This window comes from Streptococcus sp. KHUD_018 (genome assembly GCF_054861215.1).
The window spans coordinates 1-14,749 of record NZ_CM142176.1 but is presented as its reverse complement, the minus strand read 5'-3'; the positions used below and the strand labels follow the sequence as shown (position 1 = coordinate 14,749).

The 14,749-nt window shown below is 35.6% G+C and carries 14 protein-coding genes and 1 tRNA gene; 2 read left to right on the top strand and 13 right to left on the bottom strand.

What is annotated here, in order from left to right; all coding sequences use genetic code 11:
• Nucleotides 1-2: 2 nt before the first annotated feature.
• The 13 genes from tilS to ACVBD2_RS00015 all read right to left on the bottom strand — a co-directional run bounded on the left by tilS (nt 3) and on the right by ACVBD2_RS00015 (nt 13,843).
• Nucleotides 3-1,280: a tRNA lysidine(34) synthetase TilS gene (tilS, locus tag ACVBD2_RS00075; RefSeq protein WP_461685779.1), complete on the bottom strand. Its 1,278-nt coding sequence runs from the start codon at nt 1,278-1,280 to the stop codon at nt 3-5.
• Nucleotides 1,277-2,548 carry a serine hydrolase gene (locus ACVBD2_RS00070; protein ID WP_461685778.1) on the bottom strand — a complete coding sequence of 424 codons (1,272 nt, stop codon included), beginning with the start codon at nt 2,546-2,548 and terminating at the stop codon, nt 1,277-1,279. Before ACVBD2_RS00070 ends, tilS begins: the two co-directional genes overlap by 4 nt.
• Nucleotides 2,541-2,663, bottom strand: a complete 123-nt coding sequence (locus ACVBD2_RS00065; protein WP_260468141.1) for an SP_0009 family protein — start codon at nt 2,661-2,663, stop codon at nt 2,541-2,543. Before ACVBD2_RS00065 ends, ACVBD2_RS00070 begins: the two co-directional genes overlap by 8 nt.
• 4 nt (nt 2,664-2,667) lie before the next feature.
• Nucleotides 2,668-3,036, bottom strand: coding sequence for a septum formation initiator family protein (locus ACVBD2_RS00060; protein WP_000041923.1), 369 nt, complete (start codon nt 3,034-3,036; stop codon nt 2,668-2,670).
• Entirely contained in the window at nt 3,029-3,295 is a 267-nt protein-coding gene (locus ACVBD2_RS00055; RefSeq protein WP_001234975.1) for an RNA-binding S4 domain-containing protein, read from the bottom strand. The genes ACVBD2_RS00060 and ACVBD2_RS00055 overlap by 8 nt, the downstream gene beginning before the upstream one ends.
• A 57-nt stretch (nt 3,296-3,352) precedes the next feature.
• On the bottom strand, nt 3,353-6,856 hold the full coding sequence (mfd, locus tag ACVBD2_RS00050) for a transcription-repair coupling factor (RefSeq protein ID WP_461685777.1): 3,504 nt from the start codon (nt 6,854-6,856) through the stop codon (nt 3,353-3,355).
• Nucleotides 6,857-7,426 (bottom strand): aminoacyl-tRNA hydrolase, encoded by a 570-nt coding sequence (gene pth, locus ACVBD2_RS00045; RefSeq protein ID WP_461685776.1) that lies wholly within the window; start codon nt 7,424-7,426, stop codon nt 6,857-6,859.
• Between the two features lie 71 nt (nt 7,427-7,497).
• On the bottom strand, nt 7,498-8,613 hold the full coding sequence (gene ychF, locus ACVBD2_RS00040) for a redox-regulated ATPase YchF (RefSeq protein ID WP_001218700.1): 1,116 nt from the start codon (nt 8,611-8,613) through the stop codon (nt 7,498-7,500).
• Between the two features lie 84 nt (nt 8,614-8,697).
• The gene (locus tag ACVBD2_RS00035; protein WP_000285196.1) at nt 8,698-8,892 is read right to left on the bottom strand and encodes a DUF951 domain-containing protein; all 195 of its coding nucleotides are present in this window, start codon (nt 8,890-8,892) and stop codon (nt 8,698-8,700) included.
• 64 nt (nt 8,893-8,956) lie between these two features.
• Complete coding sequence (dnaN, locus tag ACVBD2_RS00030; RefSeq protein WP_000581146.1) at nt 8,957-10,093, bottom strand: DNA polymerase III subunit beta; 1,137 nt, start codon at nt 10,091-10,093, stop codon at nt 8,957-8,959.
• Nucleotides 10,094-10,251: 158 nt separating this feature from the next.
• Nucleotides 10,252-11,613, bottom strand: coding sequence for a chromosomal replication initiator protein DnaA (dnaA, locus tag ACVBD2_RS00025; RefSeq protein WP_125449708.1), 1,362 nt, complete (start codon nt 11,611-11,613; stop codon nt 10,252-10,254).
• Nucleotides 11,614-11,836: 223 nt separating this feature from the next.
• Complete coding sequence (locus ACVBD2_RS00020) at nt 11,837-12,595, bottom strand: ParB/RepB/Spo0J family partition protein (RefSeq protein ID WP_461685775.1); 759 nt, start codon at nt 12,593-12,595, stop codon at nt 11,837-11,839.
• 57 nt (nt 12,596-12,652) lie between these two features.
• The gene (locus tag ACVBD2_RS00015; RefSeq protein WP_125449711.1) at nt 12,653-13,843 is read right to left on the bottom strand and encodes a S1C family serine protease; all 1,191 of its coding nucleotides are present in this window, start codon (nt 13,841-13,843) and stop codon (nt 12,653-12,655) included.
• Between the two features lie 184 nt (nt 13,844-14,027).
• Between ACVBD2_RS00015 and rlmH the strand changes: the two genes are divergently transcribed.
• A complete protein-coding gene (rlmH, locus tag ACVBD2_RS00010) occupies nt 14,028-14,507 on the top strand; it encodes a 23S rRNA (pseudouridine(1915)-N(3))-methyltransferase RlmH (RefSeq protein WP_125449713.1) in 480 nt (159 codons plus the stop codon).
• A gap of 43 nt (nt 14,508-14,550) precedes the next feature.
• Nucleotides 14,551-14,624: transfer RNA gene (locus ACVBD2_RS00005), tRNA-Arg, on the top strand.
• Nucleotides 14,625-14,749: the final 125 nt, after the last annotated feature.

Sequence of the window (14,749 nt, the reverse complement as noted above, 5' to 3'; positions counted from 1 at the left end):
TTTTACCTATCTATTTTTTCTATATAAAGTACAGTGTTCATTATATCATTTTTCGTGTTTTTACTCAAATCACTGATAGCAATTCCCAAAATTGAGACAATTTCTTCAAATTGCTCAATAATAGGGGTTATTTTTCGTTTTTCAATAGGAATTTTCAAATCTATAAACAAACGTCTCAGTTTCTTTCGATGCCCATTCAGGATAAGAACATCGCCAGTTTTTCGACACCTAATATGTACAGGTGTTTCTCGTGAAACCGTTACTTTTTGAACAGAATCCCCTTCAATAGGGATACCAAAGGAAAATAAATAGCCCATATATCGAACTTGATTTTGATAGTATAACACAAGTTCATCTTCCTTTTCATCGGCCTGAGGACTGATTTTACAAACTCGAAAATATTGATACTCTTTTATCAATTCATAGCCATTTTTAAGAGAATGACGATACTGGCTTTTAGTTGCTAAAATCTGTCGAACTTCGGCAAACTGAGCCTTTGTCAGATTTAAGTCTGGAAATTGATTAAGATAGTTCTGGAGCAAGATTCCTTGAGTTTGTTGAGAGTATGAAAATAGCTCATTCAAATCTTCCACATCAATTTGTTTCGAAAGTTCCGTTATTGTTGCTTGGTAATCTGAAATTTCCCTTCCAAAATCTAAAAGGGCGGATTTAAGACAAGGATTTTCTTTTTCAAGTTCTGGTAAATACCTATTCCGAATGCGATTGCGAAAATAGGTATTTTCCTGATTTGTTTGATCTTCGAAATGAAAAATTAGTGGAAAATCTTTTTTATGAAAATGCAACAAGGGACGGATGATTTCAATATCATCAACGACTTGACTTTCTTTTATTCCTGTTAAATGACGTAGTCTACTTCCTCGAATCAAGCGCATCAAAATCGTTTCAACCTGATCATCTGCATGGTGGGCAGTGACCAAGGCAGTTGCTCCAACCTCTTTTATGATTTTCCTAAAAAAATCATAACGAAACTCTCGAGCACGCGCTTCTGAAAAGTCTCCTGAAAAGCTTGTGATATAAATAGGAAGTCCAGCTGCATCAGCTAACTTCCTTAGTTCATTTTCCTCCCAGTCAGACTCACTTCTCTGCTTGTGATTGACATGTGCTAAAATCAACTCAATTCCCAACTCATTTTGATAAGTAGACAATAGCTGGAATAAAAACATTGAATCCAGTCCACCAGACAGAGCTAATACGATTTTAGAATGTTTTTTGAAATACTCTTTTCTGAGAAAATGATTTAAAAAATCCTGCTCCCTCATTTTAGAACCTCATAGACATCCTTAGCTATCTTAGCAATGGTGTCATAATCAGAATTTTTAGTGAAAATAGAGAGAACGAAAGGTGAGTCTGTAAAGACAATGGCAGTATCATGTTTGAACTCGTCAGCATCTCCGATTTTGTGAGCTACCTTAACCGAAACACCTTTCGCAATTCGTTGGTTATCAAAATTTGTCTTGCTTAGAGACTCTAGTACAAAGCCATTCTGATTATAAATAGCTTCCATGACCTTTCCAGCCATTTTTGAAGAAGTTAATTTATCATTCACATCCCAATCTTCACCCATAATGGTGGACATTTTTTCTTTAAAAGCCCCGTCAGATTGATTGGTCACATAATAACCTAAAATATTATGAGCAACATTGTCAGACTCTTTTGTTATCTTGGTAATTAACTGTTGGAGACTGTAATCTTTGTTGTCTCCTGTTTTAGGTAAACTACCGCTACCTTCTGGTTTATAGGATCCAGGGAAACTATTCACTTCTGGAATATACTTGAAGTTACTATCTAGTGTATACTCCCCTTGATTTATCTTATCTTGAGCATAATAAAGGTAAGTCAGTTTCAAGATGCTGGCCGCATAGAGTTTGCTGTCTTCATTCACCCCAGCTTCTTTTCCTGTACTCAGCTGTTTAACATAAATAGAGTAATTTTCATTCTGATAGTTGTTTGACAAGACTTCTTGAACCTTCTGGATACGATTATCTTCTTCTGAAACAAACTCTTTTGATACCCACCCAACTTGATCAATATGAAGAAATTCTTGTCCCTCAGCAAAGAGGGTTCTATCTACTGTTACGCGTTGATAGGGAGAGAGGGATGAAGAAATTTCTTTAGCACCATAAGGACTGTTATAGATAACAAACCCCGGTTCCAACCATACTTGTCTATTTTGAGTTTGAACTTGACTTTGATCATAGACTAAACGCTTATCTGCAGCAATAAACTGATGATTGTCTAATTTAAAAACAGGAACACCTTGTCTATTCAAACGCCATTCTACGATTTTAAAGGCTGTTCCAGGAGTCAATTTACCAGATTCCTTAACAAGATCTTCATTAGCATAGACAGCTGTTTCTCCATAAACCATTGGCGATTCAAGAACTTCTTTATAGTAAAATCCATGATCAGACTCAGTTAGATAATAAATTTCTTGTGAAGAGTAAGGAAGCTGTTTTTCCGTGCTAACTACTCTTGAAGTTATGATAAAAACAGATAGTAGCGATAACACTACTAAGAACTTACGCATTCTTCCCTTCCCTTTCTTCTTGTAATCGTAATAAATGATTTTTAGCCGCTAACTCTTCTAATTTTTCATCTGATAAACTTAAAAACTGCTCAACAACTTCTAATAAATTTTCCATGACATTACCTCGGAAGCAAATCAGGAATTGTATAAATCGCTTCTCGTTTCTTTGAGTAATAGTACTTTGCGCGTGCATATTTTGCTACATAGTCTTCATCTTTCAACTTTGTAGCAAAAGCGGATTCCTTATCCTTTTCATCACTAAGAGTTTGGTATTGTTCTTTCAACTCTGTCAATTGCTGACGGCGTTGCAGTAACTGATCATAGCTTTGGGCCAAGTTATAAGTTGGTAAAATAAACAACAAAATCATCAAAATAAGGACCCAACCCATAAAACGATTTCGTTTTTGTCTCTCCTTCATCAGGTAACGACGACGTTGATGTTCATTTTGAATAAAAGAATTATTCATCTGTACAATATTTTTAGACATTTTCTTCTACCCGTGTTTCACTGAGAATTTCATACATGCCTGCTGCATCTTCTTTTTTTGTACTATCTTTCATCTCTAGTACTTTAACAAGCAACAACTTATTTCCAAAGCGAATTTCAACTTGGTCATCAACTTTTAAATCCGTTGAACTTTTGGCCAAAATTCCATTCACCTTGATTCTACCTTTATCTGCTACTTCCTTTGCGACTGTACGACGCTTAATAATTCGTGATACTTTTAAATACTTGTCTAATCTCATTTTTATTACCTCAAATTATTATTGTACCATTTTTATCCTTTTTATAGAAGAAAAATGTCAGATGAGATTTGCTTTCTTTGATTCTTTTATCTCTAATAAACTTTCTCCAAAAATCAGCAGACCTTCTAAAATTTCATAATCCTTCTTGTTTCGGACATCAAATACAACTTCCATTAATCCTCTATTCTCCGCTATGGCTGCTTTTAAGTTCGTTGTGGATAAGGCTTTAAAATAATCTTGAGCCAAGAACAGTCGCTGAGTAATTGTTTCAAATTGAACTGTAATCTTATTTTCTTTTCTCTCCACACGTTCTACAAATACCTTGTCCAAGTAAGATTTGACCAAACCAATCTCTAAAAGATAGGCCACTACGTCTGGATATTCTCCAAAGCGGTCCATCAACTCTTCTTGTAATTCTTCATAGTTGACACGGTTGTCAATTTGACGAATTTTCTTGTAAATTTCAATCTTATGTCGTTGGTCAGAAATATAAGTATCAGGAAGATAGGCATCAATTTGTAAAATCAACTCAGCATTCCCTTTAGTCCTTGTATTCCCATTGCCATTACGTTTAGCGATAGCTTCCTCTAGTAACTGAGAATACAATTCAAAACCAACAGAATCAATGAAACCAGACTGCGATTTTCCTAATAGATTTCCTGCTCCACGAATCGAAAGATCTCGCATAGCAATCTTAAATCCAGAGCCCAATTCTGTAAATCCTTTGATTGCTTCTAATCTCTTCTCAGAGACTTCACTGATTGATTTTTCTGGACGATACATGAGATAGGCATAGGCAATGCGATTACTACGACCAACTCTTCCTCTTAATTGATACAAGGTTGACAAGCCCATATGGTCTGCATTTTCGATAAATAAGGTATTTGCGTTTGGAATGTCAACTCCTGTTTCAATTATGGTAGTTGTCACCAAAATATCATATTGTCCTTCAATAAAGTCCAATAAAGTATTTTCCAACTGAATTTCACTCATTTGTCCATGAACATACCCAATCGAAGCCTCTGGAATCAATTCCTGTAATTCTGAAACCTTCTGGTCAATCGTGTCAACTTTGTTGTAAAGATAGTAAACTTGACCTCCACGCTCCATTTCACGCAAGACAGCATCACGAATCACACTAGTATTCTTCTCCAATACATAGGTTTGAACAGGATAGCGATTAGTTGGAGGAGTTTCAATAACAGACAAATCTCGAATTCCCAGCATAGACATATGAAGGGTACGAGGGATTGGTGTTGCTGTCAAGGTTAGAACATCTACTTGTTTTTTCAGTTCTTTCAAAGTTTCCTTATGCTTGACACCAAATCGTTGTTCCTCATCAATAATCATCAAGCCCAAATCTGAAAACACAACATCTTTTGACAAAACACGATGCGTTCCAATCAAAATATCGACTTGACCATTCTTTAATTTTTCAAGTGTCTCTGCCTGCTCTTTTTTACTTCTAAAGCGACTCAACACATCAATATTAACAGCAAAATTTTGGAATCGTTCCTTAAAATTCGTATAGTGCTGTTGCGCTAAAACCGTCGTTGGAACTAGAACGACCACCTGTTTGTGATCATTGACAGCCTTAAATGCTGCACGCATTGCAACTTCAGTCTTTCCAAAACCAACATCCCCAACTAAAAGTCGATCCATGGGATGAGAATCCTGCATATCTCTCTTGATTTCCTCAATACTACGAAGTTGATCATCCGTTTCAACATAAGGGAAGGCATCATCAAAAGCATGTTGATCATCATCATCAGCTGAGAAAGCAAAACCCTTCAACTGACTACGCTCAGAATAAAGTTTAATTAAATCGTCAGCTATATCCTCTACCTGGTTCTTAACTTTTTGCTTGGCCTTTTTAAAATGCCCGTCATTTAATTTATTGAGTTTAGGAGGTTTCCCATCACTTGAAACATATTTGGACAGTAACTGAATCTGCTCTACTGGGATGGAGATTTGATCCCCATTTTGATATTGAACACTGACATAATCACGGTGAATCCCTTTGATTTCAATTGTTTCAATCCCTAGATATTGACCAATTCCATGAATATAGTGAACAACGTAGTCCCCTTTTTCAAGTTCATTATAATCTTTTAATCGCTCTGCATTTGACGCATGTTGTCTTCTAAAACGACGTTTTAATTTCTTTTGAAAAATCTCATGTTCAGTAATCAAGAGAATTTTTCCATCTACAAAATGAAAACCATGTCTTAGATTACCCTCAATCAAGTTTACAGATTCTTTACAGATAATTGACTTATCTTTGGAATCCAATTTAATCTTGTATTCCTCTAAAACATCCTCCAATGTTTTACTTCCCATTGAATTGCTAGACTGCAAAACAATGGTGTAGTCCATTTTTTTGTATCGCTCAATTTCTTCTTTAAGAAAAGAGAACTGATTGAAAAATTCTTGCATAGGGTATTGATTAAATTGATAAATGTGATCAAACTTGAGATTCCCTAAACCCTTTTGCAGATTAGAAAAAAAGGTCACTGGACTTCGTTTTTTATAGGTTTGCTCTGTATCTGCAAAATACTGCATCCCAGAAAATGATTTACCATTCTGTAAATCTTCTGTAAAGTATTGCGCTAATTCTCTTTCAAAAACTTCATATTGATTCATCAATTTTTGATAGTCATCAAAGAATACTGGCCTATCTTTTTCAATATAATCAAAGACAGTCCATGTTTTATCGTAACATAAAGACAAAAATTTTCGACTATCTGAATGTACTTGTTTTTGATGAAAACTTGACAAAATCTCTTCTAGATAGGATTTTAAAATCGGTGATAGAGTCTTCGAAATTTGCTTTTCTAAAGCTGACTGACCTTGTTGATAATCCTTTTCTCTCAAAAGTATGTCGCTAGCTGGAGAGATAGTGAGTTCTGTCTGATTTTCTTTTGATAATTGTGTTTCGACTTCAAAAATACGAATACCATCTACTTCATCGCCAAAAAACTCAATTCGGAAAGGTTCTAACTGAGACATTTCGAAAATATCTAAAATATCTCCTCGAATACTAAACTCTCCTTGTGTCTGTACTTGAGTAACTTTTCGATATCCAATTTCCTTTAACTGATGAAGTAGCTCGTGTTGGTCATATTCTTCACCAACTGCAATTTTTATAATACTTTCTTTAAATCTAGTCGGAGAGGGTAGAATCAATCGACTCGCTGCGACATTACAAACTAAAATCCCTTTCTTAAATGGATCAGTTAAAAAACGCAAGGCCTCAACTCGCGAAATGATTTTTTCTTGTGAAGACATCAAAAACTCTACCATAGGAGAGTCATCTACCAAAAATGGATAGACAACTTCCTCTCCTAAGAGAGAAAGAAGATCACTGATAATTTGTTCTGCTTCTCCATAAGTTGAAGTCAGTAACACAATCTTATTTTCTTTTTCTAGACTGCTTGCAATTGCAATAGCCTTGGTAGACGTTGATAAACCAAGAATTAGTTGTCTTTTCTTATTTATCAGATTTTGATGCCATTTTTTTATCTGGTCATTTTCTGAGAATAAATCTAATAAAGTCACCATTTAGCCGTTATACCTCTGCATTGTTTTCTCAAAGTTTTTCTCTTGTAAATAGTAGTTTACAGCATCGTCAACTTTGTCAATTGACTGTAAAATACCTACATAGTCATCTTGATCAAACTTACTTAAAACATGGTGAACAACTGACATGCCTTTTTTAGGTCTTCCAATTCCAATTTTAATACGGTTAAAGGTCTGAGTTCCAATATGTTGAATAATAGACTTGATACCATTATGCCCACCTGCTGATCCCTTTGCTCTTAAACGAATTTTCCCAACTTCCATGTCAAGATCGTCGTAAATAACGAGTAAATCTTCAATATCCAAACCATAGTAAGTCAATAGAGCATGAATAGCTTTCCCGCTTTCATTCATAAACGTCGTTGGTTTGACAAGATAAATTTTTTCGCCATTGAGGAAAAAAGAGGCTAGGTCAGCTTGAAATATCTTGTCGTGTGTAAAGGTGACGTTTTGTTTTTTAGCTAGTTGGTCAATCAACATAAAGCCAACATTGTGCTTGGTTTCAAAATATTTATCCCCTGGGTTTCCTAATCCTACAAGTAATTTGGTCATTTATTTTCCTTTCAAAAGCCAAAAGGGTTGGAATTTTTTTCCAACCTAATTGACACTATTTAAAATGTTAATTAAACGTTAAAGCGGAATTCCATGATATCGCCATCTTGAACGATATATTCTTTTCCTTCTTCACGCAAGCGTCCAGCTTCTTTTACAGCCTTTTCAGATCCGTATTTCACTAAATCCTCATATGACATGGTCACTGCACGAATAAAACCTTTTTCAAAGTCTGAGTGGATAATACCAGCTGCTTGAGGAGCCTTCATCCCACGCTTAAACGTCCAAGCACGAACTTCTTTTTCACCAGCTGTAAAGTAAGTTCCGAGTCCAAGCAAGTGGTAAGCTGCACGAGTCAACTTATCAACACCTGATTCTGTCAAGCCAAGTGCTTCAAGAAACTCTTGCTTATCTTCATCGTCTAACTCAGAAATTTCTTCTTCAGCACGCGCAGAAATAACTACTACTTCAGCATTTTCTGTCGCTGCAAATTCACGAATTTGTTTGACATAGTCGATAGAATCTGGATCTGAAACTACATCCTCATCCACATTAGCAACATAAAGAACTGGCTTAGTGGTCAAAAGGAAGAGTCCTTTGACTACTTTTTGTTCCTCATCTGTGAATTCAATGGTACGTGCTGATTTTCCATCTTCAAGAACAGGTTTAATCTTTTGAAGAACGTTAAACTCTGCTACGGATTCTTTATCTTTTTGCGTACGTGCCATCTTTTCTACACGCGCATAGCGTTTATTTACTGACTCTAGGTCAGCAAGAATCAACTCCAAATTAATGGTATCAATATCTGCAAGTGGATCCACAAAGGCGTCTTCACGTCCTTGCTCACGCATAACATTTTCATCATCAAATGCACGCACAACATGAACAATCGCATCTACTTCACGGATGTTAGCCAAGAATTTATTTCCTAGCCCTTCTCCTTTTGATGCTCCTTTTACAATCCCTGCAATATCTGTAAATTCAAATGTTGTTGGGACTGTCTTTTTAGGTGTAATCATTTCCGTTAGTTTTTGTAGGCGTTCATCTGGAACTTCCACCATTCCAACGTTTGGATCAATAGTCGCAAATGGGTAGTTTGCTGCCTCTGCTCCTGCTTTTGTAATTGCATTAAAAAGGGTTGATTTACCAACATTTGGCAAACCAACGATACCTGCTGTTAAAGCCATAGTTTCTCATTCTCCGTTCTCATTTCAATCCCTAACATTATAACACAAAAAGGGAAAACTTGCTAACCCTCTAACTAAGGGTTCTTAGTCAATAATCTTGTTCATTTTTCTTTCAAAATCATGGCGACTCATCATGACAAGGTGGTCACAATTGCTACATTTGATTTTGATATCTGCCCCTACACGTGTAATTTCCCAACGATTGGCTTTTTTTCCTGTTGATTTAATTATGCAAGCATGTGTTTTTTTCATCTCAACAAAATTTCCAACTTGATACATACTACTCTCCTTTTCTTTTTTGATTATATCATAAAAGAGGCGAGCCAGGCTCAACCTCTTTAACTTAATTTGTACGAACTGGTGTGATGAGCTGCATGAAGTCTTCGTCAGTATCTGCTGGAACAAGAGTGAATGGACGAACAGCTGAGATAAAGCTGATAGTTACTTTTTCACTATTTAAAGCCTTGAGGGAATCAATCAAGTAAGTTGGGTTGAAACTAATAGTCAAATCGTCTCCAGTCACCTGCTCAGTATCGATTTCTTCGTTTACTTTACCAACTTCTGGAGAGTGAACATGGGCACTAACAACTCCACCTTTAATTTCAAGCTTCACAGTACCATTTTGAGTTGCACTTGATAAGAGACGAGCACGCTCCATAGATTGACGTAAATTAACCACATCAAAAGTAATTGTAGTATTAAAATCTGTTGGGATCAAACGATCCGTATCAGGATAGTTTCCTTCTAGGAGACGAGTATAGAAGCTAATATTTTCGCTTCTAAAGAGGATTTGATTATTTGCAAAGAAAATCTCCACTGTTTCAATATCATCCGTAAATACAGCTGAAAATTCGCGTAGAGAGCGACTAGGAATTACAACATCGAAATCATCGCCATTTTTTTCAAGAGTCAATTTTTTCTGGCTAAGACGATGAGAGTCTGTCGCAACTGTTTTTAGTTCTTTGTGTTGGCTCAATACGAAGTGTACACCTGTTAAGATGGGACGACTTTCTTGCGTACTTGCAGCAAAAGCTGTCTCATTGATAATTTTCTTGAGCAGTTTTGTTTCAAGAACCAAAGGAGTACTTGCTGAAATTTCTTGGATTCGTGGATATTGTTCGCTATCTTTTCCTTTTAGGGTGATTTCTGATTTTCCACTTGTTAAGACAATTTGTTTTTGTTCAATTTCTTTGAAATCTAGCGTTACATCTGGAAGACTAGATACAACATTGATAAAGAAAGAAGCTTCAAGAAGAATCGAACCTAAGGAAGTAATCAAAAGACCTGCATCTTCATTCTTTTGAGAAATGAAATTTTCAATGGAAATTTGACCATTTGATCCAATTAAAGTAATTCCTTCATTGGTAACATCAATTTTGATGGTTGATAAAATTGGAATAGCATTTTTGGAGCTAATTGCTCGTTTTGTGGTATTTAGGGCTTGTAGAAATAAATTTTTATTAATTGAAAAATGAATCATGGATTCTCCTTTATTTATTTTTAGTATTAGAAGGATAATAGAAATAATAGAGTGTGTGAATTCTGTGGAAAACTGATTTCTATTTAATGATTTCAAGCTTTTTAGCTTGTTTAAAAAATGTGGATAAAAAAGATAAGAAAGGAAAAGTTATCCACAAGCTACTTAATTTTCTTTTTGATTGCTTCTATTTCTAAACGTAAATTATCGTCTTCGTCAATCAAGGATTTAATTTTAGCATGGGCATGAATAACGGTGGTGTGATCCTTTCCTCCGAATTCTTTTCCGATTTTTGGAAGACTATTATCTGTCAGTTCTCTAGCTAGATACATAGCAACCTGACGTGCCAAAACGATGTTTTGAACTCGTCTTGTACCCTTCATTTCTTTGACACTCACTCCATAAAAATTCCCCACTTCAGTTTGTATTTTGTCAATTGGAATGACTAGCATTTGGCTAACATCTTGCTTGCGCGCTCTAATAGCTTCTGCCGCAATATCAATGCTGATATCCTTAATCTTCTTCACTCTGGCAATTAAAGTGATATCGTTGATCGCTCCTTCAAGTTCTCGAACATTTGAATCGAATTGACCTGCTAGGTATTCTAGTGTATCGCTTTGAAAATTATAGTCCAAATGTTCCGTTTTACTCTGAAGAATGGCGATACGTGTCTCAAAGTCAGGTGGTGTGATATTTTGAGTCAAGCCCCAGCTAAAGCGCGTGACAAGTCTTTCCTCAAGGCCCTCTAAATGTTTAGGACTTCGGTCACTAGTCAGAACGATTTGTTTTTGATTGCTATGAAGAGCATTGAAGGTATTGAAAAATTCTTCTTGAGTTGCAACTTTTTTACCGCTGAGAGATTGGATATCATCGATCAGTAAGAGATCAAGGCTACGGTAAGTCTTTTTGAATTTCTCCATTTCCCCAAGTCTCAGGTGTTCAAGAAAATCATTGATAAAACTTTCAGCAGGAATATACTTAACCCGAGCTTCAGGAATATTTTTTAGAATTTCATTTCCGATAGCATTCAGTAAGTGGGTTTTCCCTAGTCCAGGACCACCATAAATGAAAAGGGGATTATAAGTCAAGGCGAGATCTTCGGAAACAGCCAGAGCAGCAGACTTAGCCCAGATATTCCCATCTCCTTGAATAAAGTTATCAAAGGTATATTTTTCCTTCAATCCTGTTTCAGAATATGGAATAGCAAGATTGGCCTGTGAAGCAACATAATGATTGCTATTTTCAGAATCCATGACATAGGTTGAAGATTCTTCCTCAGGCTTTGTTAAGACAAATTGAGTTTTTATTTCAGTATCATAAACTTCAAAACCAGCAGCCACAATGATATCTTTGAGTTGTTTTTTCCAAACCATTTCCATTTCAGGTCTAGGTAAAAAGATAGTAGCTACATTTCCCTCCACTTTTATGAGTTCAGCAGGTGTGGCATAGAAATCGTACATGGAACGTGTCAATCTTTCTTGAGCCAATTCCAAGATTTGATTCCAAAATTGTTTTTCTTTCATCGATTATCCCCTCCTTTGCTATATTTGATGTAAAAAGGTTTACTGTTAGACTTATTTTACCATAGATGCTAGCATTTTTCCACAATCTGTGGAAAAGAATCCACAATGTTTACACTTTTTATCCACAGGTTGGGGATAAGTGAGGGATTTCCTTGAATTCTTTGGTTTTTTGCTATAAAAAATAGTGGATAAATTTGTGGGTTGAAAAAATAAAAGAACAGCCTTATTTCAGGCTGTTGATAATTCTGTCATATTCTTCTTGACTTGAAAAAGAAATAATAACCTTTCCAGTATCTTTTTTAGAAAGTTTAATTTCTACATTCAATCCAAGTTGTTTTTTTAATTTATCTTCCTCATCTTTGATGAAAGAATTACTTTTTTTCTGCTTCTTTTGTTTTTTCTCTGTCAGTAATGTTTCGAGCTTTCTCACAGAGATATCTTCATTTTTGATTAGTTGAAAGAAATATTCCTGTCGCTCTTTATCCAAACCAACTAGTGAGCGTGCATGAGCTTGAGAAATTTTTCCATTTTCTACTTCAGATAAGATATGCTCTGGTAGGGAAAGCAAACGAATAAAATTAGTGATATAAGGACGAGATTTACCCATTTTATCCGCTATCTCAGTGTGAGTAAATCCTTTTTCTACCAAAGATTCGTAGGCGCGTGCCTCTTCAATCGGATTCAAGTTTTCTCTCTGTAAATTCTCAATGATAGACTGAATCATCATTTCCTGATCTGAGAGGTGTTTTACAACTGCTGGAATAGAGGTCAGACCAGCCAAGAGAGAAGCTCGATATCGTCTTTCTCCTGCAAGGATTTCATAACCAATTACAGGAGATTGACGAACGATGATTGGTTGGATTAGCCCATTTTCTTTGATTGACTGAGCTAATTCTTTTAATTTTTTTACATCAAATTCTTTCCGAGGTTGATAGGGATTTTTTTGTATTTCCGAGATAGAAATCATTTCAAATTTTTCCATGATTCTACACTAACATATCTTTTATTATATGTAAAGTTTTCTTTACACTGATGTCAATTAAGATTCTAAATCACTTGTACTTTTATCTAGCTTAACAGTTGTAGTCTCCTCTTTCCCATTTCGATAGTAGGTGATTTTAATGGTGTCTCCGATAGAATGATTGTAAAGAGCACTCTGTAAATCTGTTGACGAAGAAATCTCCTTGTCGTCAACTTTGGTAATAACGTCGTATTTTTCAAGGTGACCAGATGCAGGCATATTACTTTGAACAGATTTTACCACTACACCAGAAGTTACGCTACTTGGAATATTGAGTTTTCTAAGATCACTAGCTCCAATATTAGCTAAATTAACCATTTGAATTCCAAGAGCAGGGCGAGTCACTTTACCATCACTTTCAAGCTGTTTAATAATATTTTGAGCATCATTTGATGGGATTGCAAAACCAAGACCTTCGACAGAGGTTCCACCATTACTTGCAATTTTACTTGATGTAATCCCGATAACTTGGCCCTGAATGTTTACAAGTGGACCACCAGAGTTACCAGGGTTAATGGCAGTATCTGTCTGAATAGCTTTTGTAGAAATGGCTTGACCATCTTGAGATTTTAGAGAGACATTTCGATTGAGACTTGAAATGATTCCTTGGGTAACTGTATTGGCATATTCGGATCCTAGAGGACTACCAATTGCGATTGCAGTCTCACCAACATTTAGTTTGCTAGAATCTCCAAATTCTGCTACGGTTGTGACTTTTTCTGAAGAAATTTTTACGACAGCAATATCAGAGAACGTATCAGAACCGACAATTTCACCAGGAACTTTTGTACCGTCTGCTAAACGGATATCAACTTTTGAAGCTCCTTTAATAACGTGGGTATTTGTCACAAGGTAGGCATCTTTCCCATTCTTTTTGTAAATAACACCAGAACCTTCACTTGCTACCTGTTGAGAGTCGGTATCCGTATCTGTCTCGTCATTTCCAAAAACACTATTTTGCCGATTTGCTGAATAAGTGATGACCGACACAACGGCATCTTTTACCTTATTAACGGCCTGAGTTGTTGCATTTTCATTTTTGTAGGAAGTCTGAGTAACAGTGTTTGTAGTGTTATTTGTGGCTTGACTTACTTGTTTTTGATAAAGTTGCAGTGTCACAAAACTTCCTAGGGCACCACTCAAAAATCCTATCAGAATGATGATAAGAAAGGTAACTCCTTTTTTGTAAAATGTTTGTAAGTGTTTCATAAACGCCTCCGTTTGTTTTTTATTTGGTTAAAGTATAAATCTATTAACTTAATTCAAGCTTAAAGGTAAAAGTTTTACACAAGTTGTGGATAACTTACGTTATTCTGTGAATTCACTAGTAATTTTGAATGATTTTTTTGTGTATAAGATGTGAAATGAAGTGTGGATATGATAGAATAGAAGAATGAAAATAAAAATTGTAACAGTAGGAAAATTAAAAGAAAAATACCTTAAAGATGGAATTGCTGAATATACCAAACGAATTTCTCGTTTTGCTACTGTAGAAATTATTGAATTAGCTGATGAAAAAACTCCAGATAAGGCAAGTGAGTCAGAAAATCATAAAATATTAGAAATAGAGGGAAATCGAATTCTTTCCAAAATTGGAGAAAGAGATTTTGTCGTTGTGTTAGCAATTGAAGGAAAAACTCTCTCTTCAGAGGAATTCAGTAAGCAGTTAGAACAAGCTCCCATAAAGGGATTTTCTACCCTTACATTTATTATTGGTGGGAGTCTGGGACTATTCCCTGCTGTGAAGCATCGTGCTAATCTCTCTGTTAGCTTTGGACGTTTGACCTTGCCACATCAGTTAATGAGATTAGTTCTTGTTGAACAAATTTATCGTGCTTTTACCATTCAGCAGGGATCCCCTTATCATAAATAGAAGATTGACTTACCTCTTATTTTTTGATAGAATGGTCATGTTAGGTCTCATAGCTCAGCTGGATAGAGCATTCGCCTTCTAAGCGAACGGTCGCAGGTTCGAATCCTGCTGGGATCAGTACATTAGAGAAAAAGCTGGGATTACTCCCAGCTTTTTTCTTAAAAAAGTGCATTTCAGGTACAAAACAGTGCAGTTGAGAAGAAATTTTTCTTAAATAATTTTCATTTTGTATAATAGGTTTG

Excerpts from the sequence above, each read along its gene's own strand:
- tilS (WP_461685779.1), bottom strand. The coding sequence starts at position 1,280 with ATGAGGGAGCAGGATTTTTTAAATCATTTTCTCAGAAAAGAGTATTTC.
- ACVBD2_RS00070 (WP_461685778.1), bottom strand. The coding sequence starts at position 2,548 with ATGCGTAAGTTCTTAGTAGTGTTATCGCTACTATCTGTTTTTATCATA.
- ACVBD2_RS00065 (WP_260468141.1), bottom strand. The coding sequence starts at position 2,663 with ATGGAAAATTTATTAGAAGTTGTTGAGCAGTTTTTAAGTTTATCAGAT.
- ACVBD2_RS00060 (WP_000041923.1), bottom strand. The coding sequence starts at position 3,036 with ATGTCTAAAAATATTGTACAGATGAATAATTCTTTTATTCAAAATGAA.
- ACVBD2_RS00055 (WP_001234975.1), bottom strand. The coding sequence starts at position 3,295 with ATGAGATTAGACAAGTATTTAAAAGTATCACGAATTATTAAGCGTCGT.
- mfd (WP_461685777.1), bottom strand. The coding sequence starts at position 6,856 with ATGGTGACTTTATTAGATTTATTCTCAGAAAATGACCAGATAAAAAAA.
- pth (WP_461685776.1), bottom strand. The coding sequence starts at position 7,426 with ATGACCAAATTACTTGTAGGATTAGGAAACCCAGGGGATAAATATTTT.
- ychF (WP_001218700.1), bottom strand. The coding sequence starts at position 8,613 with ATGGCTTTAACAGCAGGTATCGTTGGTTTGCCAAATGTTGGTAAATCA.
- ACVBD2_RS00035 (WP_000285196.1), bottom strand. The coding sequence starts at position 8,892 with ATGTATCAAGTTGGAAATTTTGTTGAGATGAAAAAAACACATGCTTGC.
- dnaN (WP_000581146.1), bottom strand. The coding sequence starts at position 10,093 with ATGATTCATTTTTCAATTAATAAAAATTTATTTCTACAAGCCCTAAAT.
- dnaA (WP_125449708.1), bottom strand. The coding sequence starts at position 11,613 with ATGAAAGAAAAACAATTTTGGAATCAAATCTTGGAATTGGCTCAAGAA.
- ACVBD2_RS00020 (WP_461685775.1), bottom strand. The coding sequence starts at position 12,595 with ATGGAAAAATTTGAAATGATTTCTATCTCGGAAATACAAAAAAATCCC.
- ACVBD2_RS00015 (WP_125449711.1), bottom strand. The coding sequence starts at position 13,843 with ATGAAACACTTACAAACATTTTACAAAAAAGGAGTTACCTTTCTTATC.
- rlmH (WP_125449713.1), top strand. The coding sequence starts at position 14,028 with ATGAAAATAAAAATTGTAACAGTAGGAAAATTAAAAGAAAAATACCTT.